This is a genomic window from Cutibacterium sp. (genome assembly GCF_030525615.1).
In the GTDB taxonomy this organism is placed as follows: Bacteria; Actinomycetota; Actinomycetes; order Propionibacteriales; family Propionibacteriaceae; genus Cutibacterium.
This window is the reverse complement of sequence record NZ_JAUNEJ010000003.1, coordinates 14,360-38,206: the sequence shown is the minus strand read 5'-3', so window position 1 is coordinate 38,206 and position 23,847 is coordinate 14,360. Positions and strand designations below refer to the sequence as shown.

At 60.4% G+C, this 23,847-nt stretch carries 18 protein-coding genes and 2 pseudogenes; 13 read left to right on the top strand and 7 right to left on the bottom strand.

Annotated features, from left to right (window positions below):
• Window positions 1-6 precede the first annotated feature (6 nt).
• From Q4B98_RS05740 to Q4B98_RS05705, 8 genes are all read left to right on the top strand, one after another.
• Window positions 7-861 carry an HAD-IIA family hydrolase gene (locus Q4B98_RS05740; protein ID WP_303196171.1) on the top strand — a complete coding sequence of 285 codons (855 nt, stop codon included), beginning with the start codon at window positions 7-9 and terminating at the stop codon, window positions 859-861.
• Window positions 862-921: 60 nt separating this feature from the next.
• Window positions 922-2,484, top strand: a complete 1,563-nt coding sequence (locus Q4B98_RS05735; RefSeq protein WP_303196170.1) for a ribulokinase — start codon at window positions 922-924, stop codon at window positions 2,482-2,484.
• Window positions 2,485-2,510: 26 nt separating this feature from the next.
• Window positions 2,511-3,875, top strand: a complete 1,365-nt coding sequence (locus Q4B98_RS05730; protein WP_303196169.1) for a sn-glycerol-1-phosphate dehydrogenase — start codon at window positions 2,511-2,513, stop codon at window positions 3,873-3,875.
• A 91-nt stretch (window positions 3,876-3,966) separates the two neighbouring features.
• Window positions 3,967-5,676 carry a ribulokinase gene (locus tag Q4B98_RS05725; RefSeq protein WP_303196168.1) on the top strand — a complete coding sequence of 570 codons (1,710 nt, stop codon included), beginning with the start codon at window positions 3,967-3,969 and terminating at the stop codon, window positions 5,674-5,676.
• Between the two features lie 133 nt (window positions 5,677-5,809).
• The gene (tkt, locus tag Q4B98_RS05720; protein ID WP_303196167.1) at window positions 5,810-7,867 is read left to right on the top strand and encodes a transketolase; all 2,058 of its coding nucleotides are present in this window, start codon (window positions 5,810-5,812) and stop codon (window positions 7,865-7,867) included.
• 113 nt (window positions 7,868-7,980) lie between these two features.
• Window positions 7,981-8,145 carry a hypothetical protein gene (locus tag Q4B98_RS05715; RefSeq protein WP_303196166.1) on the top strand — a complete coding sequence of 55 codons (165 nt, stop codon included), beginning with the start codon at window positions 7,981-7,983 and terminating at the stop codon, window positions 8,143-8,145.
• 396 nt (window positions 8,146-8,541) lie between these two features.
• Window positions 8,542-8,868 carry a thioredoxin gene (gene trxA / locus Q4B98_RS05710; protein ID WP_303196165.1) on the top strand — a complete coding sequence of 109 codons (327 nt, stop codon included), beginning with the start codon at window positions 8,542-8,544 and terminating at the stop codon, window positions 8,866-8,868.
• Between the two features lie 9 nt (window positions 8,869-8,877).
• Complete coding sequence (locus Q4B98_RS05705) at window positions 8,878-9,315, top strand: OsmC family protein (RefSeq protein WP_303196164.1); 438 nt, start codon at window positions 8,878-8,880, stop codon at window positions 9,313-9,315.
• A 256-nt stretch (window positions 9,316-9,571) separates the two neighbouring features.
• Here Q4B98_RS05705 and Q4B98_RS10565 read toward each other — a convergent pair.
• A pseudogene (locus Q4B98_RS10565) lies at window positions 9,572-9,934 on the bottom strand (MFS transporter); the annotation flags it as partial.
• Between the two features lie 222 nt (window positions 9,935-10,156).
• On the opposite strand from Q4B98_RS10565, the gene Q4B98_RS05695 reads away from it, so the two are divergent.
• Window positions 10,157-11,002, top strand: coding sequence for a pseudouridine synthase (locus tag Q4B98_RS05695; RefSeq protein ID WP_303196376.1), 846 nt, complete (start codon window positions 10,157-10,159; stop codon window positions 11,000-11,002).
• Window positions 11,003-11,104: 102 nt separating this feature from the next.
• Here Q4B98_RS05695 and trxB read toward each other — a convergent pair whose 3' ends face one another.
• Window positions 11,105-12,157, bottom strand: a complete 1,053-nt coding sequence (trxB, locus tag Q4B98_RS05690) for a thioredoxin-disulfide reductase (RefSeq protein WP_303196163.1) — start codon at window positions 12,155-12,157, stop codon at window positions 11,105-11,107.
• A 362-nt stretch (window positions 12,158-12,519) separates the two neighbouring features.
• Here trxB and Q4B98_RS05685 point away from each other — a divergent pair, with 362 nt between their 5' ends.
• Entirely contained in the window at window positions 12,520-13,920 is a 1,401-nt protein-coding gene (locus tag Q4B98_RS05685) for a S1C family serine protease (protein ID WP_303196162.1), read from the top strand.
• Between the two features lie 64 nt (window positions 13,921-13,984).
• Here the strand turns inward: Q4B98_RS05685 and Q4B98_RS05680 are convergent, their stop codons facing one another.
• Window positions 13,985-14,932, bottom strand: a complete 948-nt coding sequence (locus Q4B98_RS05680) for a sugar-binding transcriptional regulator (protein WP_303196375.1) — start codon at window positions 14,930-14,932, stop codon at window positions 13,985-13,987.
• A gap of 186 nt (window positions 14,933-15,118) precedes the next feature.
• On the opposite strand from Q4B98_RS05680, the gene Q4B98_RS05675 reads away from it, so the two are divergent.
• Together Q4B98_RS05675 and glpK are read left to right on the top strand one after the other, a co-directional pair.
• Window positions 15,119-15,874, top strand: coding sequence for an MIP/aquaporin family protein (locus tag Q4B98_RS05675; protein WP_303196161.1), 756 nt, complete (start codon window positions 15,119-15,121; stop codon window positions 15,872-15,874).
• 80 nt (window positions 15,875-15,954) lie between these two features.
• Complete coding sequence (gene glpK, locus Q4B98_RS05670) at window positions 15,955-17,478, top strand: glycerol kinase GlpK (protein WP_303196160.1); 1,524 nt, start codon at window positions 15,955-15,957, stop codon at window positions 17,476-17,478.
• A 394-nt stretch (window positions 17,479-17,872) separates the two neighbouring features.
• Here the strand turns inward: glpK and Q4B98_RS05665 are convergent, their stop codons facing one another.
• Both Q4B98_RS05665 and Q4B98_RS05660 read right to left on the bottom strand, forming a co-directional pair.
• Complete coding sequence (locus Q4B98_RS05665) at window positions 17,873-19,612, bottom strand: protein kinase family protein (RefSeq protein WP_303196374.1); 1,740 nt, start codon at window positions 19,610-19,612, stop codon at window positions 17,873-17,875.
• Window positions 19,613-19,712: 100 nt separating this feature from the next.
• Window positions 19,713-21,668 carry a DUF6049 family protein gene (locus tag Q4B98_RS05660; RefSeq protein WP_303196373.1) on the bottom strand — a complete coding sequence of 652 codons (1,956 nt, stop codon included), beginning with the start codon at window positions 21,666-21,668 and terminating at the stop codon, window positions 19,713-19,715.
• Here Q4B98_RS05660 and Q4B98_RS05655 point away from each other — a divergent pair.
• Window positions 21,667-21,900, top strand: a pseudogene (locus Q4B98_RS05655) (DNA-binding protein); the annotation flags it as partial. The gene Q4B98_RS05660 and the pseudogene Q4B98_RS05655 overlap by 2 nt on opposite strands.
• Before the next feature lie 29 nt (window positions 21,901-21,929).
• Here the strand turns inward: Q4B98_RS05655 and Q4B98_RS05650 are convergent.
• A complete protein-coding gene (locus Q4B98_RS05650; protein WP_303196159.1) occupies window positions 21,930-23,453 on the bottom strand; it encodes a CCA tRNA nucleotidyltransferase in 1,524 nt (507 codons plus the stop codon).
• A gap of 84 nt (window positions 23,454-23,537) precedes the next feature.
• Window positions 23,538-23,792 (bottom strand): hypothetical protein, encoded by a 255-nt coding sequence (locus Q4B98_RS05645; protein ID WP_303196372.1) that lies wholly within the window; start codon window positions 23,790-23,792, stop codon window positions 23,538-23,540.
• Between the last annotated feature and the right edge of the window lie 55 nt (window positions 23,793-23,847).

Here is a 23,847-nt window from a genome sequence, read left to right as displayed (position 1 = left end):
ACAACCATGAATGACGTCATCAACGCGCCAACCGAGTTTGCCAAGGCCTATGTCTTTGACATGGACGGCACTATCTACCTCGGTGACCGTCTGTTGCCAGGTTCCCGCCGCATGATTGAGGAGCTACGTCGTCGCGAGATTCCGGTCAGGTTTCTGTCGAACAACCCGACGAAGGACCCGGACCAGTACGTCGAAAAGCTCAAGAAGTTGGGACTGCCGACGGCTATCGAGGACATTTCCAACACGGTAGTCACGACGACACGCTGGCTGGTGAATAACCACCCCGACGCCAGGGTCTTTGCGATCGCAGAGGAGCCCCTCAAGCGAAGTCTGCAGCAGGCCGGTATTGAGCTGAGCGAAGATCCCGAGAAGATCGACATCGTCATCGCCTCGTATGACCGCGCCTTCGATTACCGAAAGTTGCAGATCGCCTTTGACGCCATCTGGTTTTACAAGCGCGCCTTCCTCATACAAACCAACCCGGACCGGTTCTGCCCCTTCCCGGGCGGTCGCGGCGAGCCTGATTGCGCTGCCATCACAGCGGCCATCGAGGCATGTACCGGACAGCAGTGCAAAGTCAGCCTGGGCAAGCCGTCGCCGATCATGCTCACCGAGGCACTGTCCGGCCTCGACGTCGACCCGTCGGATTGCGTCATGGTTGGTGACCGGCTGCAGACCGACATTCAGATGGCCCTCGACACCGGCATGAAATCAGCCTGCGTGTTGACCGGTGAGGCCACCGCCGAAGACGTCGCGGCACTGGATGACAAACACCGTCCCACCTGGACCCTGGATCGCATTGACCGGCTTATTCCTGCCGTCACGTGGCAGGAACTTGGCTGGACCGAAGACAACGACTGACACGACGGGGTGCGAGCACTGCAGCCGCAGCCCCTCAAGACATACCCACTGGAGACAACGATGTTGAACAACGGCCCCTACCTTTTGGGAATCGACTACGGCACTGAGTCCTGCCGAGTGGCAATTTTCGACCTTGAAGGACGTCCGCTGACCTTTGCGGCGACCCCGTACAAAACCACCCATCCCCGACCGGGCTGGGCTGAACAAGACCCAGAGGAATGGTGGAAGGCGCTACAGGCTTCCTGCCATCGCGCCATCGCGGCGGCCGGGATCTCCCCGGCTGCCATCGCAGGTATCTCCTATGACGCCACGACGATAACGATGGTTGCCATGGACGAGCGCGGAAATGAACTGCGCCCGGCAATGATGTGGATGGACGTCCGCGCCACCGAGCAGGCTGCTCGCGCTGAGAAATCTGACTCGGTGGCCCGCCTCTACAACGGCGCCGGAAAATCCCCGGCCACCGCAGAGTGGTACCCCTTCAAGGCCGCCTGGCTGCGCGAACACGAGCCGGAGACGTACCGCAAGGCCGCTCACCTCGTCGACGCTCCCGACTGGGTGACCTACAAGCTCACTGGCGAGTGGACAACAAACATCAACTCGGCCGCCATCCGGATGTACTACAACCGCGACAAAGGCGGCTGGCCGGTAGATTTTTACGAGACCATTGGCTGTGGCGACGTTTTTGACAAGATTCCGGAGCGGGTTGTCGACCTCGGCACTCCGGTCGGCACCCTGGGTACGATTCCGGCCCAGCTGCTGGGCCTGCGTCCAGGAATCCCGGTCGCTCAGGGCCTGGGCGATGCTTGGGCGGGCCAGATCGGCCTCGGTGTGTTGTCCCCGGGGTCGATGGCTCTCATTACTGGCTCCTCGCACGTGTTGACCGGCCAGTCCGACACCGAGATTCACGGCCAGGGGTTTTTCGGCTCGTACACCGACGCCGTTATGCCCGGTCAATACACCGTCGAAGGCAGCCAGGTCTCGACCGGTTCGGTGCTCAAATGGTTCAAGGACAGTTTTGCCGCTGATTACACCGCTGCTGCAGAGAAGATCGGTCTCAACCCTTACGACGTCCTTAATGAGCAGTCGCGGAACATCCGTCCCGGGTCCGACGGTCTCATCATCAACGAGTACTTCCAGGGCAACCGCACCCCATACACCGACTCGAAGGCCCGCGGCATCATCTGGGGTCTGTCCCTCATGCACACCCCGGCGCACTTCTACCACGCCATCCAGGAGTCGGTCTGCTACGGCACGGCCCACAACTTGCGTGCCATGAAAGCGGCTGGCTTCGAGGTCGATCATATGGTCGCCTGCGGTGGTGCCACCAAGAGCCGCAACTGGATGCAGATGCACGCTGACGTGACGGGGGTCCCGATCGCTCTGACCGAAGTTGGCGACGCCGTTGTGCTCGGCACCTGCATGGTGGCCGCCGTCGGCGCCGGCCTGTTCAAGGACCTACCCGAGGCAGCGAAACAGATGGTTCACGAGATCGACCTCATCGAACCCAATCAGGAGCGTTACGAGGAGTATCAGTACTACGTGGACAAGTACTGCGACACCTACCCACAGCTGCGCCCCATGATTCACCACATGGTCGATCACGAGGCCGACAAAAACTGACGATCACACCGATCAGAGGAGAAGCAATGTCCGAATTGATTGACAAGGCCTTGGCTGATTGCGACGACACTGACGTCGTGGTCATGGGCCATGACGTGCTTGGTGAGACGGGGCGAGTGTTCAAAGAATTGTTCGGTGACGCGAAGGCGATCATCATTGCCGACGAGAACACCTGGGCTGTTGCTGGGGAGCAGACGAAGGCATCGTTCGACGCTCATGGCGTGGAGACTGTCGAACCGATTATTTTCCCCGGACGACCCACTGTCTACGCCTGCTACGAGAACATCGAGAAGATCCGTGACCATATTCGTGACCTCGACGGTGTGATTGCCTGTTCCATCGGTTCGGGCACTCTTAACGACCTCACCAAGCGAGCCAGTGACGAGCTGGGCCGGCGCTACATGAATGTGTGCACCGCCGCCTCGATGGACGGGTACGCGGCGTTTGGTGCTTCCATCACCGAGAACGGTTTCAAGCACACCATGAGCTGTCGTGCACCGCAGGCCCTCATTGCCGATCTTCCGACAATGGCCGGTGCGCCACAGCGGTGCACCGCCACCGGCCTGGGAGACCTCATCGAGAAAGTGCCGGCTGGAGCCGACTGGATCGTCGCGGACGAGCTGGGGGTCGAGCCTATTGACGCGGAGTCGTGGCACCTCGCCCAGGACGCCCTTCCGACCGCGATCAGCGATCCTGAGGGGCTGGCCAACGGCAACCCAGAGTCGTTCGTCGGCTTGGTCGAGGGTTTGGTGCTGTCGGGCTTGGCGATGCAGAAATACCGCATCTCCTCGCGTCCTGCCTCGGGTGCTGGCCATCAGTTCTCCCACGTGTGGGAAATGGAACATCTCGGCATGGATCAGGACCCGCCGCTGACCCACGGGTTCAAGGTAGGCCTGGGGACCATCTCGGTGCTGGCCCTGTGGGAGAAGGTGTTGGAGCACGATTTCACGACCCTTGACGTAGACGCCGCTGTTGCTAAGTGGCCCTCGGCCCAGGAGATGGAGGCCAAGGTCCGCGCCAACTTCACTGGCGACATGGTGGAGCCCGCCGTCAAGCAGACCATGGAGAAATACCTCGACGCGGACGCCCTGCGTGAACGCCTAGAACTTGTGAAGTCGAAATGGCCAACCATTCAGGAGCGTTGCCGTGCTCAGGTGATGCCCGCGACGCGCGTCGAGGACATCATCAAGGCGGTTGGGGGTATTTATCACCCAGCCCAGATCGGACTGACCCGGGAACGCTTCCACGACACTTACTATCGGTGCCAGATGATTAGGTCTCGCTACACCCTGCTTGACCTGCTCGTCGAGACGGGGACCGTTGGTGACCTCGTTGAGCCGCTGTTCCAGCCCGATGGATTCTGGGGTCAGCGTCCCTGGCCGCAGGACTGACGCGCTACGCGAGGACCGCAAAGACCGTCGCGGGGTGGAGTTGGCGTACTCGCCCCGGTTCCATCCCGCGACTGCACCAAGGAGAGGGGCCATGACCGACAAATACGTGGTGGGGCTGGATTTCGGCACTCTGTCGGCCCGGGCTGTCATCGTCAGGGTTCGTGACGGTGCCGAAATGGGAACTGCTGTTCACGAATACTCGCACGGCGTCATGGATCGGGTACTTAGCGCGGCTGACGGTCGAAAATTACCGCCAGACTTCGCCCTGCAAGACCCCAGTGACTACATCGAGGCGCTGACGGCAATTGTTCCCGGAGCCGTTGCTGATTCGGGCGTCAATGCCAACGACATCATCGGCATCGGGGTGGATTTCACGTCCGCTACCGTCGTCGCTGCGAAATCTGACGGTACGCCGCTGTGTCAGGTGCCAGGATTTGCCAACAACCCCCATGCCTGGGTGAAGTTGTGGAAACATCACGGCGCTCAGGACCAAGCTGAACGGATCGTTAAGCTTGCCCAAGTTCGACGAGAGCCGTGGCTGGCGCGTTATGGGGGCGTTTTGTCCCCTGAAATGCTGCTTCCAAAGGTGCTTGAGACCTTCGAGCAGGCACCGGAGGTGTACCGGGCCACAGAGGTCTTCTGCGACGCTGTTGACTGGATCACCTGGCAACTCACGGGGGTCCTCACCTTCGCTCAGGGGGACTCGGGGTACAAGCGGACGTACCAGGATGGCAAGTATCCGTCGCAGGAGTTCCTAGCGAACCTCAACCCAGGCTTCGCCGACGTTTTTGAAACCCGCATGAACGCGCCAATCCTGCCCCTAGGAGCACGGGTCGGCGGCCTGACGTTGAAATGTGCCGAGCAGCTCGGCCTGCCGGCAGGAATTGCGGTGGCCAGCGGGAATATTGACGCTCATGCCACCGCAGCGGCCGTACAGGCTGTCGACAACGGTCAGATGACCGCGATCATGGGAACATCGGCCTGCTACATCGTTTCGGACTCCCAATGTCGAGAGGTGCCGGGAGTTTTCGGCATTGTTAACGGCGGGATGATCGAGGGGTCGTGGACGTACGAGGCCGGTCAAACTGCCTTCGGTGACATCTTTGCCTGGTTCGTCGAGAACTGCGTGCCCGCCTCATACGGCGAGCAGGCGCAGCGTCGCGGTATCACCGTGCATGAGCTGCTGAGCGAGAAATGTGCAGGCCAGAAAGTAGGCGAGCACGGTCTTATCGCGCTCGATTGGCATAACGGAAACCGATCGGTCCTGGCTGACCCCAGGCTGTCCGGCATGATTCTTGGCCAAACCCTCACCACTACTCCAGAAGACCAGTACCGGGCTCTCTTAGAAGCCGCTGTCTTTGGGGCTCGGACCATCATCGAATCGTTCCGCAGCGCCGGAATCGAGATCAGCGAGATGGTCGTTGCCGGAGGACTCACCAAGAATCACTTCCTTATGCAGCTGATGTGCGATATTTGTCGCGTGCCGCTGTCTGTGGGCACGGCAGGGCAGCCTGGCTCGCGTGGCTCGGCAATTTTCGGCGCGGTCGCCGCTGGCGCGTACCCCGACGTGCGTGCAGCCTCTCAAGCTATGGGAGGAAAACTCACCGGGGTCTACCAGGTTGATACGCGTAGAGCCGACCAATATGACCTCTTGTACGCCGAATATGCTCGCCTCCACGACTACTTTGGTCGCGGCGAAAACCAAGTCATGCACCGGCTTAAGAAGATCCGCAGCCAGGCTCATGTGCGGCCCGAGGAGCTAAGCGAGGTGATGAATGACGACATTCCTGCACATCAGTGAGGTCAGAATTCCCGAAAGTGCATGGCTATCAGGTTACGAATAGGATTCCCAACGAGGACCGGAACCCCATCGCCATGACGAGCGACAACACATCACATAGATCAGGCCAATACGCCAATACGAGAGGATCATCGTGGCAACCGAACTGACGTGGACCGACACCGACAAGCTCGCTGTCGACACTGCACGAGTGCTGGCGGCCGACGCCGTTGAGAAGACCGGTAATGGACACCCCGGCACCGCTATCTCCCTGGCCCCGCTGGGCTATTTGCTCTACCACAAGGTCATGGCCATCGACCCGTCCGATCCGAACTGGCTCGGTCGCGACCGCTTCATCATGTCCGCCGGGCACTCTTCGCTCACCCAGTACACCCAGCTCTACCTGGCCGGTCTTGGCCTTGAGCTGTCCGATCTGGAGTCTCTGCGTACCTGGGGATCCCTGACCCCCGGTCACCCCGAATACGGCCTGACGAAATTCGTCGAGACCACCACCGGACCGCTGGGTGCTGGCGTCGCCAACGCCGTTGGTATGGCCATGGCGGCACGTCGTGAGCGTGGCCTTCTCGATCCGGACGCCGCCCCCGGAACCAGCCCCTTCGACCATTACGTCTACGCCATCGCTGGCGACGGCTGTATGCAGGAGGGTGTCGCGTCCGAGGCCTCGTCCCTGGCCGGAACCCAGGAACTGGGCAACCTCATCCTGTTCTACGACGACAACCGGATCACCATCGAGGGTGACACCACCATCGCTTTCTCGGAGGACGTCGAGGCTCGTTACCGGGCCTACGGCTGGCACGTCCAGCACGTCGACTTCACCAACGGCGGCACCACCTATGAGGAGAACGTCGAGGCTCTTATGGAAGCCATCGACAACGCCAAGGCCGTTACCGACAAGCCGTCCTTCATCCGCCTGACGACCGTTATCGGGTGGCCGCTCCCGGTCCTGGCAGGCCTGGCCCAGGTACACGGCGCGAAGATTGGTGCCGAGGGAGTCAGCGCTCTCAAGAAGAAACTCGGTTTCGAAGACAAGCCCTTCGCCATTGACGTCGATATGGTTCAGAAGGTGCGTTCCGCTTTTGCAAAGCGTGGCAAAGCTTTGCGCGAGGCCTGGGACGAGAAGTTCGCCGCTTGGCACGACGCCAACCCCGACGGCGCCGCCCTTCTCGAGCGAATGCTCAGCCACAAGCTGCCTGAGGATCTCGAGATCCCGACCTTTGAGCCCGGCAAGATGAGCACCCGGAAAGCGTCTGGGGCCGTCTTGAATGCCCTCGGTCCTCAGCTTCCTGAGTTGTGGGGCGGATCGGCAGACCTCGCCGGGTCCAATAACACCACGATGAAGGGGGCTGATTCGTTCCTGCCCGAGGACCGTTGCTCTGAGAAGGACCCGGGCGGCCCTTACGGTCGCACGATCCACTTTGGTGTGCGCGAGCATGCCATGGGGGGCATCCTCAACGGCATTACACTGTCGGGCCTGACCCGTTGCTACGGCGGAACCTTCTTCGTCTTTTCTGACTACATGCGTCCGGCGGCTCGTCTCGCGGCCCTCATGAAGGTCCCGTCGATCTTCGTGTGGACCCACGACTCCATCGGCGTTGGTGAGGACGGCCCCACCCATCAGCCGATTGAACACCTGGCTTCTTACCGTGCCATCCCGGGTCTCGACATCGTTCGTCCGGCCGACGCTAACGAGACCGCTGTGGCGTGGCGCACCATCTTGGAACACACCGATCGTCCTGCCGCTCTGGTGCTTTCGCGTCAGGACCTGCCGACGCTTGATCGCAGCGAGTACGCCTCCGCCGAGGGTGTCGCCAAGGGCGCATATGTGGTGTCTGAGGCCAGCGCCGAGCCCAGGCTCATTCTCATAGGCACCGGATCTGAGCTGTCGGTGGCTCTCGAAGCGCAGAAGAAGTTGGAGGCCGACGGCGTACCGACCCGGGTTGTCTCGATGCCGTGCCAGGAGTGGTTCGATGAGCAGGACGAGCAGTACCGCGAGTCGGTGCTTCCCAGCTCAGTGACCGCTCGTGTCAGCGTCGAAGCCGGCATCGCGATGGGATGGTCGAAATATGTCGGCTGCAAGGGTGCCTCGGTCTCCCTGGAGCATTTCGGTGCTTCTGCTGCCGGAACTGTGCTGTTCGAGAAGTTCGGGTTCACTGCCGATCATGTCGTGGAGGTCGGCAAGTCCGTGTTGTGACGCGGGTCTAGATGTGACGGTGCCGGGTTGACGCCGGGTGAGCCATGACGAGGTGATGGTCCCAGGCGCACTTTCGTGCGGATGACCCTCGCTGTGCCGTCTAGCGACTCTCCATGAGCCTCATGGCTGGCGGGCTCTTCGAAGAAGCTCGCCGTTTGGGGATGGTCAAGGTCACCATTGACCATCCCCTCGCCCGGCCTGACCGGTGCGAAACCGAGGTAGTTAAAGCTTTCTGGCCGCAAACGGACGGCGTCCTACTCGCCCCGGCCAGTGGGTGAACCGTCGTGGACCTCGCGGATAGCAGCTCAGGGGTTGCTTGCGTGGTGCCCAGGGGCAGGTATAGCCGGGCCGTGGCTGTTCAGTGTGAGTTTTGTGCCCTCAGAAGGTCTACGTTGTCCTACCCGCGCGTCATGCCTGTGCGCGCTTTGTCGTAAGTTGTCACACTTGCGGATCGTCGTTAGGAGCAAAACTGTCAACTCGACAGGGGTGTGAGCACTTCAGGGTTTCAGGGTCGTGGGGAACGACGTTTTTATACCGGGGCTGTGTGTACCGGGGTGCTGTGTGCCACTGGAGTTTGCCCAGACAGGACAGGAAACCGCTCGGTGGTAGTGAACTAGAAGTGCCGTTCGACCCGGCTCGACCTACACTCATCGGGTCGAACTAGAAAGGGTGTCATGAACAACGTCATCGAGGTTACCGACGATACTTTTGCCTCTCAGGTACTCGGCGCTGCCAAGCCCGTCCTTGTCGACTACTGGGCCGACTGGTGCGCTCCTTGTAAACAGCTTTCCCCGATCATCGAGGAGCTGGCTGGGGTTTACGGCGGCCGGATGATTTTCGCCAAAGTTGACACCAACGCCAATACCCGGATCGCAGCTGAGCAGGGAATCATGTCCCTGCCAACTATTCAGGTCTGGCAGGGTGGTCAGCTCGTCAAGTCGCTGCAGGGCGGCAAGACGAAGAAGGCGCTAGTTAAGGTGATCGAGGAATTCGTGGGCTGAGGAGAAGTCATGCCATCCGCAACCAAGAAGGTTTCCCTGGTTCGTCGCAGCCAGGGCCACTACACCGCCACCAATGCACGCGGCGGCCAGATCCGGTTTGGGTCCGGTCAGGACGCCGAGTTCACCCCCGTCGAGTTGTTGCTGGCGGCCATCGGCGGATGTTCGTCTATCGACGTTGATACGGTGACGAGCCGACGCGGTGAGCCAACCCAGTTCACTGTCTCCGTGATGGGTACCAAGGCCAGCGACGAGCAGGGCCGAGCATCCCTTGACGACGTTTCGGTTGACTTTCAGCTCAGCTTCCCCGACACCGAGGAGGGTCGCGAGGCGGCCGGACTGGTGAATCGCGTCGTTGCGATGTCACGAGATAAGAATTGCACCGTGTCACGCACGGTCGAGGCGCACACCCCGGTGACATTCACCGTCGCCGGTGAGCCCTTGAAGTGAGGTTTTCACACGGAGGCTTCGGGCCTCCACTATAGAGATCGCGTAAGGGGTCTACCTCGCAGTTGAGCAAAAATGTCGGCGGAAGGCCGGTGGCATCCTCTAGACAGATCGGGTTGCTGCACGGGTCGTCAAGACGTGCCCCGTGCGACAGGTAACGCAGGTGACTTTGGTGCAATGCCGCAGCGAGATCGGGCACATCACGCCGGGCTTCGGCCATAGCGGCGGAAGTGTCGGAAATGTCGAGAACTGGCACCTCGAGGATTGCCAGGACGATCGTTGCCGTGAAAAGTCCGGGATATCCAGTGGTCTTGACCAGCGCCGCGCCAATGCCGGGAGCGAAGACGATCGGTAACGAGTTCGCTGCATTGAGGAAGCTCAGATCGCGAGCCGAATCGTCGCGGTTGGGCAGGACTTCGACCATGAGAGCGCCATCGACCGCCATGTAGGTTCCAAATGCGGCACCGCCCATAGCTGAAACGACCGTGAGGGTCCACGGTTGGTTGACGAGCAAGAGCGGAATCACTCCCACTCCAGCGATGGGGGCGACCATCGTGAAAGGTTTGCGACGTTTGAGCTTGTCGGACCACGGCCCGGTGATGACGTCGAGGATGACAGCGGTCGAAACACTGCGGTGAGCTGTGGACCCGCGAGACGGGATTTTTAGGACTTGGTATGGGGAGTGTTGGGTATGCGCTAAAAGGCCCCGTAGGCTGGCACGGTGCCCCGGTCGCCTCTTCCACAACGTCATGGTCTGGAATCGGCGTGGGTCCATACCCCCGATCACGGCACGTGTCGCAGATTGGCGGCCGCGCGGGGGATTGATGGCTGGCCCTGGCCGACGATGCGTCATTATCTGATCGAAAAGCTCGTCAGACTAGGTGAGCAGCGGGTTGATGAAATGCTCTGCGAGGGGAGATTCGTCGACGAAGCGGGATGCGTCGTCACAGCGGGTTCCCCCTTCACCCCGCAAACGTTCGTTTTCTTCCACCGAGACCTGCCCGAAGAGACCCCTGTCCCAGCTGGCATCGGGATCTTGTACGCCAACGAGCGAATCCTTGTGGTCGACAAACCGCACTTCCTGTCGTCGATTCCGCGGGGGCAGCATGTTCTTGAGTCAGTAGTCGTCCGGCTGCGAACCCAGATGGGGCTACCGGAACTGACAGTGGCCCACCGTCTCGACCGGGTGACTGCCGGGGTGCTGCTGCTGACGCGGGAGCGGAAGTGGCGGCGGCCCTACCAAGAGATGTTTGAGCATCGTGAGGTGTTCAAAAAATACCGGTTGGTCGCACCCCTGGTGCACGGTCGTGCTGGGGATGGGGTTGTTGTGACGAAAAACGGCTGGCAGATAAGGTCACGCATCATCAAAGAGCGGGGCATTCTCCAGGCTCGCGAGATCCCGGGTGAGCCGAACGCTGTAACCGACGTCAGTCTGATAGCCGAGCGTGATGGATTGGGACTCTATGAGGCCAGGCCTAGGACAGGTCGCACTCACCAAATTCGTCTCCATATGCAGAGGCTCGGCGCTCCTATTGTCAATGACCCCTTTTACCCGGTACTTCTGGACACCCCAGTGGATGATTTCAGCCACCCGCTGCAGCTGCAGGCCTGGCAGATGGGATTCACGGATCCGGTGTCGGGGAAGAAAAAGGTGTTCACGTCGAGGTTGCGGCTGGCTGCATGGCAGTGAGTTTTGCGGCCGGTCTCGAAGGAGGCGTGACAAAAATCGCCGCATCGCCCCGTGTTCATAGCTCATGGCGTCACGAAGCGATGCAGCAAACTCGCGAGGTCCTCAGCGTCCGAGTTCGGCGAGGAACCGCTCGGCGTCAAGAGCTGCACGGCATCCAGACCCAGCTGCAGTGATGGCCTGCTGATAGTGAGAGTCGACGAGGTCACCGCAGGCGAAAACTCCCGGCAGGTTGGTGCGAGTCGACGGCTCGGCGCACACAACGTATCCGGCGTCGTCCAGATCGACCTGACCACGCACCAGCTCGGAGCGCGGGTCATGCCCGATGGCCTCGAAAACTCCCGCGACCTCGAGCTGGCGTTCCTCACCGGTCTTGGTGTCACGTAGAGTCACTGATTCCAGCTTCGATTCACCGTGCATGGCGACGATCTCGCTGTTCCAAGCGAAGGTGATCTTGGGATCAGCCTCGGCGCGCTCGGCCATGATTTGGGAGGCACGTAGCTTGTCGCGACGGTGGACGAGGGTCACCGAGTTGGCGAAGCGGGTGAGGAAGGTGGCCTCCTCAACAGCGGAGTCACCGCCACCGACTACAGCGATGTCCTTACCGGTGAAGAAGAACCCGTCACAGGTAGCGCACCAAGACACGCCACGGCCTGACAGACGGGTCTCGTCGTCAAGACCGAGCTTGCGATAGGCCGACCCCGTGGCCAGGATGACGACGCGCGCGGTGTGTGTGCGTCCGTCGGTGTCGACAACTTTTTTGATCTCACTGGTGAGGTCGAGCTCGGTGACGTCGTCAGTGACGAGTTCGGCCCCAAACTTCTCGGCCTGGGCTCGCATTTGGGCCATCAGGTCTGGGCCCATGATCCCCTCGGAGAAGCCGGGGTAGTTCTCGACCTCGGTCGTCTGCATGAGAGCGCCGCCGGCATCCGTTGATCCTTCGAAGACAAGCGGTTTTAGTCCAGCGCGCGCGGTGTAGACAGCGGCGGTGTACCCAGCTGGACCGGAACCGACGATAATGACGTCACGAGGTTCGCAGTCTCCTCGGGTGCCAGGCTTGACCTTCACGGGAGACGGCTCAGTGGTGCCGGTGTCTGAAGAGTCGGCCAGTGAGATGTTGCCGAGGACGGTGTTGGGCGCAAGGAACTGAGTGGTCATGGGGTCTCCTGGTCGGTGACTGGTTCATGGATCAATTTATCCAGCGCGCAAAGAGGTTAGGACATTCCCGGTGGGGATTAAGGAAGGAGGGCCGAACCCTGCAGTCTCGGCTCGCTTTTCCGATATGACTTTCACCAGGGCGTTGTGGCCGTCACGCTGACCTTGCGGTCAGAGACCCCGACTGTCGCCACATGGTGCAAAAACTGACACCTCAACGTGTATGACGACCTTTTTAGTCACCTGACCACGGTCTGACGTGTTGACTCGATGGATGCCACTGCAGCACCGTTTCCGCTACGTCGACGGTCAAATCTTGCCGGGTTGTCGAGCGAGAACTTGACGGCGCGTAGACACTGGAACCCATGAGTGAGTCGACGAATAGTCCCCGGGAGCCTCGTGACCCCAATTTCGTGTCAAATTCCAGCGGCGGATACCCCTCGCCCTCTGACAATGGGCGTCAGGACTGGGCACAAGAGTCGTATTGGTCGCACAGTGACGATTCCTGGTCCGGTTCGGGAGATTCACGAACTATCGAACCCCCTTCGTGGGAGGCCCCCGGCCAACCGAATCCGAGTCGTGGTGACAAAATCCCCGACTCGCCGCAGGACCCGTCACAAGCGGGCCGTAAAGGCGTCCGTGCCGGGACTGTTGTCCTTATCGCCGTACTGGCAGCAGCTGTCGGCGGCGTTTCGGGGAGTCTCGCTGATCGCGCCCTGGTAAAAAACGACACCCCGGCGGTGACCTCGAACTCTGCCTCCCCCAACAGCGTCACCAAGGTGGTTCAAGGCGAGTCGTCAGCCCCAGACTGGACGGTGACGGCATCGGCAGTGTCGGATTCGGTGGTCGCCATCACGGTGAGTACGGGTAATGGCGGCGGTGAGGGGTCCGGAGTCGTCGTCGACGCGAATGGCAACATCGTGACGAACAACCACGTCGTCGCTGACGCTGTCAACGGAGGCCAGCTGACGGTTTCCATGGGTAACAAGACCTATGAAGCCAAGGTGGTCGGCACGGACCCATCAACAGACCTTGCCGTTATCCGGGTAGCGAACCCGCCAAAGTCCCTGAAGCCGATCAGTTTTGCTGACTCCAACAAGTTAACCGTCGGGTCTCCGGTGATGGCTGTGGGCAATCCACTCGGGTTGTCGGGGTCGGTGACGACCGGAATCATCAGTGCCCTCAATCGTCCGGTCGCTACCACGAATCGCAGTAACTCGCAGGATTTGCTGGGGGCTCGGGACTCGTCGTCAGGTGTGGTCGTCACGAATGCCATCCAGACCAGCGCAGCTATCAATCCGGGCAACTCGGGTGGTGCTTTGGTCAATGCCAACGGTGAACTCATCGGAATTAACTCGTCGATCGCCAGTCTTTCATCAGGCGAATCCGAGCAGTCAGGCAATATCGGAATCGGTTTTGCGATCCCGTCGAATCTAGCCAAATCGATCGCCGATCAGATCATCGACACTGGAAAGGCGACCCACGCCTTTTTGGGTATCTCAGTGCGTGACGTCACTACCAGCAAGGATGGTGCTCAAGTTCTTGGAGCTGGAATCGCCACGGTCTCGCAAAATTCAGCAGCCGACAAGGGTGGGTTGCAGCGTGGTGACGTCGTGACCAAGATCGATGACACAGATATCGTGTCTGGCGAGTCCTTGGTTGGTCTCGTGAGATCGTTCAAACCCGGGCAGAAGGTCAAAATCAGCTATATCCGGGGTTCCAAGGAGGCCATCGCTGACGTCACCTTGGGAACAGCGAAGTCTTGACGCAGCAGAAGAGCTTTCGCAGCGACAGCCGTTGCGAAAGCTCTTCTTGCGGTAGAGACGCAAGTCACATCAGATCGAGAACCGCGCGGGCAGTCGCGTCATCGACGACGAGGTCAGTCGCCACTCGGGCGCGCAGGGCGGCCAGCAGCCCGACGGCCTTGGCACGACCAGCGACGACGCAGAGCCGACGCGGTATGCGCTGCAACTGGAATGGCGCCAATCCGGTCGCCCTCTTGTTGAACTCGACGTCGTAAGCGCCGTCAGCTTTGAGGAAGACGGTGTTGACGTCACCAACAACTCCGGAACGCACCAGAGTCGCCTTTTCCTCGTCGGTGATGTAACCGGCGGAATAGACGTGGGAGGGCACTGGGCTATCGAGGGTTCCCACGCCGAATATGGCAAGGTCGAGTTCCCGCTGTGCTTTGAGTACTGCCTGGACGGAGCGCTCCTGCCACATTGCGGCCTTCGTCGCCGCATTATCGAAGAATGTCGGAACGGGAAAATGAATGACGTCACCGCCGAATGCTGCGGCCATTCTAGAAAGAATTGATCCAACATAAGGAATTCCAGAACTGGCGGGGTTGGCTGACCCATTCATTTGGACCACACGAACTCCCTTGACGTCTTTAGGGACAACGTAATGGGTAACGGCATCTAGTGTTGTTCCCCAGGCGACTCCTACCGCAGAATTGTCGTCGACCAAGTCCGTAACCATCTGTCCGGCAATTCTGGCGACTTGGTCCAAGCGGTGAATTTCAGTCGTACCTGATTTCACTGGCACAACCGTGGTGTTGACCCCGAACATCCTCGTCAGGGTGGAATCCAGTCCATTACGTAACCCAGTCGGCTCTGACAAGGTGATACGCACGACTCCGGATTGGCGAGCCTGTTTGAGAAGACGGGATACAGTAGAGCGGGATGTGCCAAGATGACTGGCGATGGCATCCATTGTCTCGCCCTGCATGTAATACATGGACGCTGCTGTCCATACGTCATTGGACAATTCGTTCATGCGTCCTCCCTTCTCATGCACATCAGTGCAGAATCGCGATTCTCCGGTGCCGTTGATGTTTGACTGAGCCATGTCCAGCCCCCGCAGGGTCGGGACGACGGTCCCCGTTTGCTGAATTCTACGGGATTGACCGCCACCGGCGAGTAAAACGGTGTCAATGGATGACACCACAACGAAGGAGTACTCATGCTTCTCGAAACTGCGGTGCCCGCCGCGACGATCTTCGGATCTGAGTTCTTGGGCACCATGATCCTCATTCTGTTGGGTTGTGGCGTCGTCGCCAACAACAGTCTTCCCAAGAGCAAGGGCCACGCCAACGCTCCCGGTTCCCTCCAGATCAACTGGGGATGGGGCTTCGGCGTGATGTTCGGTGTTTACGCGGCGTACAAGACCGGTGGACACCTGAACCCGGCCGTCACCATTGGTCTCGCTATTGCTGGTAAGGACCTAGCCCCCGGCATCCCCGCCACCGCTGGCAACATCGTCATCTACATCGTCGCCCAGTTCCTCGGCGCTTTCGTCGGTGCCGTCCTCTGCTGGCTGGCATACAAACAGCACTACGACGAGGAATGCGACCCGGCGGTCAAACTCGGCACCTTCGCCACCGGCCCGGAGATCCGCAACCCCTGGTGGAACACCCTTACTGAGGCTATCGGCACCTGGGTCCTGGTGCTGTGGGTCATCATCTCCGGATACACCCAGGGAGTAGCGATTGGCCCGCTGGCCGTTGCGCTGCTCATCGTCGCCATTGGCGCTTCCCTCGGTGGCCCCACTGGATACGCCATCAACCCGGCCCGTGACCTCTCTCCTCGTCTCGCGCACGCCGTTTTGCCCATCAAGGGCAAGGGCGGCAGCGATTGGGGTTACGCCTGGATTCCGATCGTCGGCCCGATCATCGGTGCTGTTCTTGCCGCCCTTACCTACATCATCTTCTGGGACTGAAACGGTGTCCCGCTGCACCACCAGAACTGATGCCTCGTAACCTGGCAGATAAGTCAACGTAGACAAGAAAGGCAACAATTATGAGCGACGAGAAGTTCGTGCTCGCTATCGACGAGGGCACCACCTCGACCCGTGCCATCGTCTTCAATCACTCAGGCCAGATCGTGGCCGTAGGACAGAAGGAATTCGAGCAAATTTTCCCGCGTGCCGGGTGGGTCGAGCACGATCCGATTGAGATCTGGGAGGCCGTGCGCGACGTTGTCGCCACCGCGTTGACCAAGGCGAATATCAACCGTCACCAGCTGGCTGCTGTTGGTATCACCAACCAGCGCGAGACTGCAGTGGTGTGGGATAAGAACACCGGCGAGCCGGTTTACAACGCCATTGTGTGGCAGGACACCCGTACCCAGAAGATTTGCGACGAGCTGGCTGGCGACGAAGGTCCCGATCGGTTCAAGCCGATCTGCGGTCTGGGACTTGCTTCGTACTTCTCCGGACCGAAGGTCAAGTGGATCCTCGATAATGTCGAGGGTGCTCGTGAAAAGGCTGAGGCTGGGGACCTGTACTTCGGCAACATGGACACTTGGGTGCTGTGGAACTTGACCGGCGGAACCGAGGGTGGCATTCACGTCACCGATCCGACCAACGCCTCCCGCACCATGCTCATGAACGTCAAGACCCTTGAGTGGGACGACTCGATGTGCGAGGTCATGGGCATTCCGAAGTCGATGCTCCCCGAGATTAAGTCCTCCTCCGAGGTCTACGGCTACGGTCGGAAGAACGGTCTGCTGATAGATACCCCGATCTCCGGCATCCTCGGCGATCAGCAGGCTGCCACTTTTGGTCAAGCCTGCTTCGAGAAGGGCATGGCAAAGAACACCTACGGCACCGGCTGCTTCATGCTCATGAACACCGGCGAGGAGGCTATTTTCTCCGAGAACGGTCTACTGACCACCGTCTGTTACAAGATCGGTGACCAGCCCACTGTTTATGCTCTCGAAGGCTCGATCGCCGTTGCTGGGTCTTTGGTCCAATGGCTGCGGGACAACCTCAAGATGGTCGAGACCGCCCCGCAGATCGAGGCCCTCGCCAACACCGTCGAAGACAACGGCGGTGCATACTTCGTGCCGGCCTTCTCCGGCCTGTTTGCCCCGTACTGGCGTCCAGACGCTCGTGGTGCTCTCGTCGGCCTGACTCGTTACGTCAACCGTGGACACATCGCCCGCGCCGTGCTCGAGGCGACTGCGTACCAGACCCGTGAGGTCCTCGAGGCCATGAACGCCGACTCGGGCGTGCCGCTCACTGAGCTGCGCGTCGACGGCGGCATGACCGCCAACGAAACCCTCATGCAGTTCCAGGCCGATCAGGTCAACGTGCCGGTGGTCCGACCGGTGGTCGCTGAGACCACGGCTCTAGGTGCCGCATACGCCGCTGGTATCGCTGTCGGTTACTGGGAGGGTGAGAAGGACGTCACTGCGAACTGGGCCGAGGACAAGCGTTGGGAGCCCAAGATGGACGATGACGAGCGGGAACGTCTGTTCCGCAACTGGAAGAAGGCCGTCACCAAGACCTTCGACTGGATGGACGACGACGTCAAGGAGTGATCCTGGGTCGGTCCTGATGGAGCGATGACACCTTGAGTGCCCCGTGCTTTCGAGTACGGGGCACTACTGCGTTTGGCCGTAGCGTTGCGGCTTGGTAATCGTCAGCTCTGGGATTCTCATGATGAGCCGGTGGTACCCGAACCTCATCTCCTCACTCGGTCTGTTATCACTCGGTCTGTCACGTCTGACGACGAAAAAAGTCAGCTGGCGAATGGGTCGGGAAAACCTGAGCGCGAAGGTACGGCCAGCTGGGAGTTTTCGTCGCGGAGATGGTCGATTCCAGCGACTGAGGATGACCTGTTCAGCGGTGATGAGGTTGAAAACGGCGTTGACCGTCGCCGGGGGGAGGGTGCCCGGTAGGCGGGTACCTGTCTGGGGGTGTCAAATAACGACGTCAGGACCCGGTAACTGTCACGTTGGCGATCCCACCTTGGAACCGCGCGGTGGATTTCGGGGGAAGCTGCGTCAAATAGATCAGGAGATGACGGCATTTTGTCTGGCCGGATGGTTCCAACGTGACTGTCGATCCGGCGCCGGACATCTCCGCAATCTGCGTCCAATCCTTGACTGTCGTCATGGGGGGGTCATCGGAGGAGACGTCGTTGGTTGGTCGCCACACAGAAATGTCTGTGCCTGATCCGACCAACTGCACTTTCACTGACGTGACCTCGGTGACGCGTCCCAGATCGACGACCAGGCCGACTCCAGGTTTGAGGTTCCCTAGCTTGGCGGAGTTGTGATAAACGAGCGTATGCCAGGCCGTCGACGGGTCTGCGTCAATGGCAAAGGGAACCTCGTCATGGTTCTCCTTGGCGTCGCCGCCGTCTCGCGAGGGATCAAACTCCTGCGCGCGCGCCACCTTGAGTGCGGTCGGTTTACTGGCTGCCTGCGGGGTACTCCCGCCAGAATGACGCGCTCCGGCGATGATGAGGCACACGACCATGACCACGCCAACGGCAGCCATAAGTGCCGGTGGCCATCGGCGGTTGCGCGGGCGTGATTTGGCCAACGCCGGTTCGGCCTCGGGCTTCTCCGGCCCGTCCTGGACAGCGGGGAAGAGCTGTGTGGTGCGGGGATCACTTGTCCAGGGCACCGGCTCTGCCTGGTGGCCCCACTTTCCAGCAGCCGCCTCTGGGGACCAGTACCCCTCGTCGTCAGGCCCGTACTCCTCTGCTCGTTCTAGCTGATCTGACGGGGGAGTGAAGGATTCTTCAGGCTGCCAGGCCTCCTCTCCTGCGCGGGGAGCCGGCCCCACCGGGAACCGGATACGACGCTCGAGGTCAGCAGCGGCGTCAGCTGAACCGAGGGTCCGACGCAGCGAACGAGCAATTTCATTCGCGGTGCGCAATGGCACTTCGTCATAACGCGGGGTTTGGGAGAGGATCTGGTCACACAGGACATCGAGGGCTGGAGAGACCCCGGCACGCACCTCCCGTGGGGTGAGCCAGCCGTGAGAGTCAGTAGGAGCGGGCGGTAGGCCCCAAGACATCGTAGCGGCGGACTCAGCCGACGGACGGTGGCCATGTCCGACCGGCCAGCGTGATACCAGACAGGCATAAAGAACCCGTCCGATATCTGTCACGTCGGCGACCTCGCGGTCAGGCCAGGGACGAGAATTGTCGCCCGGCTGGGGATGCAGCGCAGCCTCGACGAGCAAGCCACTGATCTTGAGATTTCCGGTTGAGGTGACGAGCACCGTTCCCGGGTGGATGCGCTCGTGGAAAACCCCTTGTGCATGCAAAGGTGCCATCGCGTCGGCAATTTCGTGGGCGATCCATGCCGCTTCCAGAGCAGAGAGAGGCCCGGTTTCCAGCAGTTCTTGGACCGATTTTCCCGGGGCGTACTCGCTGACGATCCAGGATGCAGGTTCACCCGGGCCAGCGACGACAGCGTCAAGGACTCTCAAAAAGCGTGAATCAGTGGCCATAGCGGCGCGTCGGGCAGCATCCAAGACCGCAGGCGTGCGACGGCTTTGCGGAGCCAGGGCGTGGATCAAGACTGGGCGGTGCAGCTTAGTGTCGAAGGCCCGCCATATCAGGGAAGAGCCGGGATGAGACAGCTCCTGGTCGAGACGGTAACGCTCACCCAAAAATGTCCCCGGAAGAAGGTCAGGGAGGTCATCCGCAGCCGGGATATCCGAGTCATACGGACCGCCGTAGCGATCGGTGGGGTCCTCGAAAGACACTGCCACCTCCTGCCCGATCGATCCGAATGCGCACCGTCAACGATACCGATCAGGGTTGAGAAGCCCCGGATTGTGACTCGGCGGGGTTGTCTTTATCCGTCCGGTGCGCAAAACCGTCGTCCGGGGTGGACTCAGAGCTCTCGCCTGCCGAAGAGGCAGGGGTGGTGTCGAAAATGTCATCGGCGGTTGGGTCAGGGGTGGTGGGAACCTCTCCGGCCGGGGACTCGCCGCTGGTTTTGGCCTGACGTCGGGAACTTGCAGTCACCTGACGAATACGCAGCACCGTGACGATGATGAGCACCAGGGCCGATACCACGATGATGATCCAGCCGACATCGTCCATCTGAGTTGCTTTGACGACAAAACTGGCGTGCGACCCCAGGGTGCGTCCGGAAGGCGTGGACAGGTGTGCCTGCATCTCGACGACACCGTTCGAGCTTGCTTTTGGAGAGAACTTGATGGTTTGTGTCTCCCCGGGCTGGATCGCGACAACTCGGGTGTCCGGTATGTCGATACGTTGCGGGTTTTCGGAGGAGACGACAACCTTGACATGAACCGTCTCGTTGAGCGAGTTCGTGACTGTCAGGGGAAACTCGTTACTCGAGGACGACATCACGAACTGCGGGGCTGAATGCAGGACCAGGCCTTTTCCGGCCATGGCTTCTGCCGCTGGGCGCATGACATCAGCAGCCCATGCCTCACGATCCTGGAGTGACGCCGACAACGATCTGCTGACAAATTTCGCCGAGGTCAAAGACGCCGTTTTGGGTGAGTCCCCGAGGAGGTTCGACCAATCGTCGGTGTCGACCCCAATGTCGTGCTGAACTCGCCACCAAGAACCCTTCAAAGTCGTGCTATCAGTGAGTGTTCCCTGCAGCTGCAGACCCGACTTGGCTCTGCTGAGGACTGTGGAGAGGTTTTGCAGGTGGAGCCACCCGACCGGCGCGGTGGCTTGGACATCGTTGACGGTGGTGACGAGGGTGGCCGTTGGGATCGACTCGTGAGTCATGAGGAGGGCCTGTGACAGCAGCATTCCACGCCTCTGGGGATCGCTGTTGGACTGCGGATGGTCGTCAGCTCGGGGAGTGTCAGCCAGACCGAGGACCTTGGTTCCTGACTCTTCGTGGACCCCATCGCGAGCCGATGCCGCACACGTCAGAACCAGCGCCGGGGAAAGCTCCTTGGCCAGGGTCTTGAATGAGGGGGTGTCGAGTTGGGCTGCCGGATCGATGACTGCCAGCGGTAGCTTCGCGGCTGGGTTTGACGGGTCCACAGCGTGTTTTACCGGTAGTAAGACGTTAGGGCGGCCCTGACGAATTGCCCCAATGACATCGGCGTTTCCGTACGGCAGACGATATGCCTGGCCGGCGGTCAGTAATGGGGTAACGAGGTCGAGCCATTCCTTGGCAACTTGCTGGCCTTTACCCTTGACGGTGGCCGAGCCTTTGCCAGCAACGCGATATCCCGAGGCCATCGCCCTCACATCATCGATGAGGCTCGGATCGACGAGAACTGTCGCGTTACGGGTGTGTGCGGCCTCAGCCAGCGGTTTCAGCCGACGGGTGATGTCGTTGGAAAGTGTCTCGTCAGTGAACGTGCCGTCGATCCTTCGGGTGGGCCGGGCTGAGAGCACGATAACGGGGGCCAGGTTGGCGCTGGTGTGAGTATCCGAGAGCACAGTAAGCACTCGCGCTCGACCAACAGTCCTACGGGGCTGATCCTCGGGGGAGGCCTGCACGTGAACCCCGATCGCGTAAACGGCGTTGGGCGATGTCAGTCCCATCTGGGCGGGCGTTCCAGTCACTGTGAAGGAACCGCTGTCACCTGGTTCAAAGGTCTGATTGGCCTCGGGGTCGGTGATGTTGAAAATTGACGCCTCGTTGGGTTCGCCGTACCACCGCATCCCTACCGGCACGGTAGCGGGGGACGCCAGTAGGTCGGATAGCTCCCGGGTGTCGTTGATTTGGTCCTGGGAGCGCCAGAAAGACGTTTGAACCCATGTCATAGGCACCGAGGAGGTATTTGTCACCGTCCCCTTGATGGTGATGGGAGTTTTGGCGTCTCCTGTCGGCGGGCTGACAGAAGTAATCGCTACCTTGACCAATTCGGTCTCGCTGCGTGCCTGGGCAGGCGAGGATCCCACAATGACGGTCGCAAAAACCATCAGCAACCCCAGCAGCCAAGCAGCTGGGCGGAGGCGGGAAGTAGGTGACACGTTCGTCATCGTAGCTGGCAGGCTGGAGTTGAACCGTGACTCATGCCCGGGTCAGTGTTCTTGCTCGGCCCACCACGCCAACAGCGCGGCCTTCGCCTCGTCGGAAGTGTGCGGGCCTTCGTCGAGACGAAGATTGAGAAGGAACTTGTAGGCCATGCCGACTTGTGGTCCAGGTTTAATGCCCAGGATGGCCATGATCTGGTCACCGTCGAGGTCGGGACGAATCGCAGCCAGCTCTTCCTTGGCGGTGAGATCGGCGATACGCCTTTCGAGGTCGTCGTAGGCGAATTCCAGCCTCTCGGCCTTGCGACGGTTCCGGGTAGTGCAGTCAGAGCGAGTCAGAATGTGCAAACGCTCCAGCTGATCTCCGGCGTCACGGACGTACCGACGCACTGCCGAGTCCGTCCATCCTTGGTCACCGTAGCCGTGGAAGCGTAGGTGTAGTTCGACGAGTTTTGACACGTCCTTGACGACCTGGCTGGGGTAGGTGAGGGCCTTGAGGCGTTTGCGCGTCATTTTGGCTCCGACAACATCGTGATGGTGAAAACTCACCTTGCCACCGGGCTCGAATTTGCGCGTTGGCGGCTTGCCGATGTCGTGTAGCAGAGCAGCCAGACGACCCGTGAGATCAGGCTCGTGGCCGCGACGTTTCTCGAGGTCGATCGATTGGTCCAAAACTGTCAGAGAGTGCTCGTAGACATCCTTGTGGCGATGATGTTCGTCGCGTTCCAGGCGTAGGGCTGGCAGCTCGGGTAGCACGTGGTCAGCGATTCCGGTGGTGACCAAGAGATCGAGGCCCTCCCGCGGGTGTTCGGTAAGGAGGGTTTTGGAAAGCTCATCACGGACCCGCTCGGCGGAAATGATCTCGATGCGCGGGGCCATGTCGGTCATCGCGGCACGAACGTCATCGGTGACGGTAAAACCGAGCTGGGATGTAAAGCGAGCAGCCCGCATCATGCGCAACGGGTCGTCGCTGAATGATCGCTCTGGCGGAAAGGGCGTGCGCAAAACTCCCGCCACGATGTCGGCGAGGCCGGCGTAGGGATCAGAGAACACCCGAGTCGCGGAATGTAGCGCCATCGCATTGACCGTAAAGTCACGACGAATGAGATCGTCTTCGATGGTGTCTCCGTAGACAATTTCGGGTTTGCGGGAGTCTGGGCGGTAGGCGTCGGCTCGGTAGGTGGTGATTTCCACCACCCAGTCATTGATTTGAGCGCCGATTGTTCCGAAGGCTCGGCCGATGTCCCACGTCGTATGAGTGAGCTTGCGAAGAATTACCTCGGTCTCATCGGGGCGAGCATCGGTGGTGAAGTCAAGATCGTGTCCCAGAAGACCTATGAGAGCGTCACGGACAGACCCGCCCACAAGATAAAGGTCATGACCCGCCTGGGCAAACAGTTCGCCCAATTCAGCGATCAGAGGCACCTGCTCGAAAAGCACATCGATGCGGTGCTGAAGTAACTCTGGCACGGTTAACCCCGACTCGGAGGGGGTTGGGTGCAGAGCAGCGGGAAGTGGCGAGGGGCTGTTGACGTTTTTCTCAGGCATGGCGGCAGACAGCCTACGCGACAATGGTTACCTCGCCGATCATGGAGGCTGGGGACGGGGGAGAAAATGCTGGGCTGGCTGCGGGACAAAGCACTGCTAACGACCCGGTCAAGACAACTTACGACCGCGCGAACTTTGGGGAGTGGCACCGCGCGATTTACCGATGCGGGCCAAGGTGCGCACCCTAGACCACTCGCAGAACAGGGAGAACAGAACGACGCACGCCAGCGTTACTCCAGCTGCCCAACCGGGTAAATGACGGTACGCAGCCACCCACAACACGAGGGCAAGAACGCTCAGGGACAGGTAGGCGCGATTCACCATGTCCTCGAGTTTACGGGTTGTGGCAAAAAGCGTCGGCACCGTGCAGGGTGAGAACATTTTGTAGCAATGGGTAGACGCGAGGTGGGACAAAGCT

Coding starts and splice junctions, on each gene's coding strand:
- Q4B98_RS05740 (WP_303196171.1), top strand. CDS start 7: ATGAATGACGTCATCAACGCGCCAACCGAGTTTGCCAAGGCCTATGTC.
- Q4B98_RS05735 (WP_303196170.1), top strand. CDS start 922: ATGTTGAACAACGGCCCCTACCTTTTGGGAATCGACTACGGCACTGAG.
- Q4B98_RS05730 (WP_303196169.1), top strand. CDS start 2,511: ATGTCCGAATTGATTGACAAGGCCTTGGCTGATTGCGACGACACTGAC.
- Q4B98_RS05725 (WP_303196168.1), top strand. CDS start 3,967: ATGACCGACAAATACGTGGTGGGGCTGGATTTCGGCACTCTGTCGGCC.
- Q4B98_RS05715 (WP_303196166.1), top strand. CDS start 7,981: ATGAGCCTCATGGCTGGCGGGCTCTTCGAAGAAGCTCGCCGTTTGGGG.
- trxA (WP_303196165.1), top strand. CDS start 8,542: ATGAACAACGTCATCGAGGTTACCGACGATACTTTTGCCTCTCAGGTA.
- Q4B98_RS05705 (WP_303196164.1), top strand. CDS start 8,878: ATGCCATCCGCAACCAAGAAGGTTTCCCTGGTTCGTCGCAGCCAGGGC.
- Q4B98_RS05695 (WP_303196376.1), top strand. CDS start 10,157: ATGCGTCATTATCTGATCGAAAAGCTCGTCAGACTAGGTGAGCAGCGG.
- trxB (WP_303196163.1), bottom strand. CDS start 12,157: ATGACCACTCAGTTCCTTGCGCCCAACACCGTCCTCGGCAACATCTCA.
- Q4B98_RS05685 (WP_303196162.1), top strand. CDS start 12,520: ATGAGTGAGTCGACGAATAGTCCCCGGGAGCCTCGTGACCCCAATTTC.
- Q4B98_RS05680 (WP_303196375.1), bottom strand. CDS start 14,932: ATGAACGAATTGTCCAATGACGTATGGACAGCAGCGTCCATGTATTAC.
- Q4B98_RS05675 (WP_303196161.1), top strand. CDS start 15,119: ATGCTTCTCGAAACTGCGGTGCCCGCCGCGACGATCTTCGGATCTGAG.
- glpK (WP_303196160.1), top strand. CDS start 15,955: ATGAGCGACGAGAAGTTCGTGCTCGCTATCGACGAGGGCACCACCTCG.
- Q4B98_RS05660 (WP_303196373.1), bottom strand. CDS start 21,668: ATGACATGGGTTCAAACGTCTTTCTGGCGCTCCCAGGACCAAATCAAC.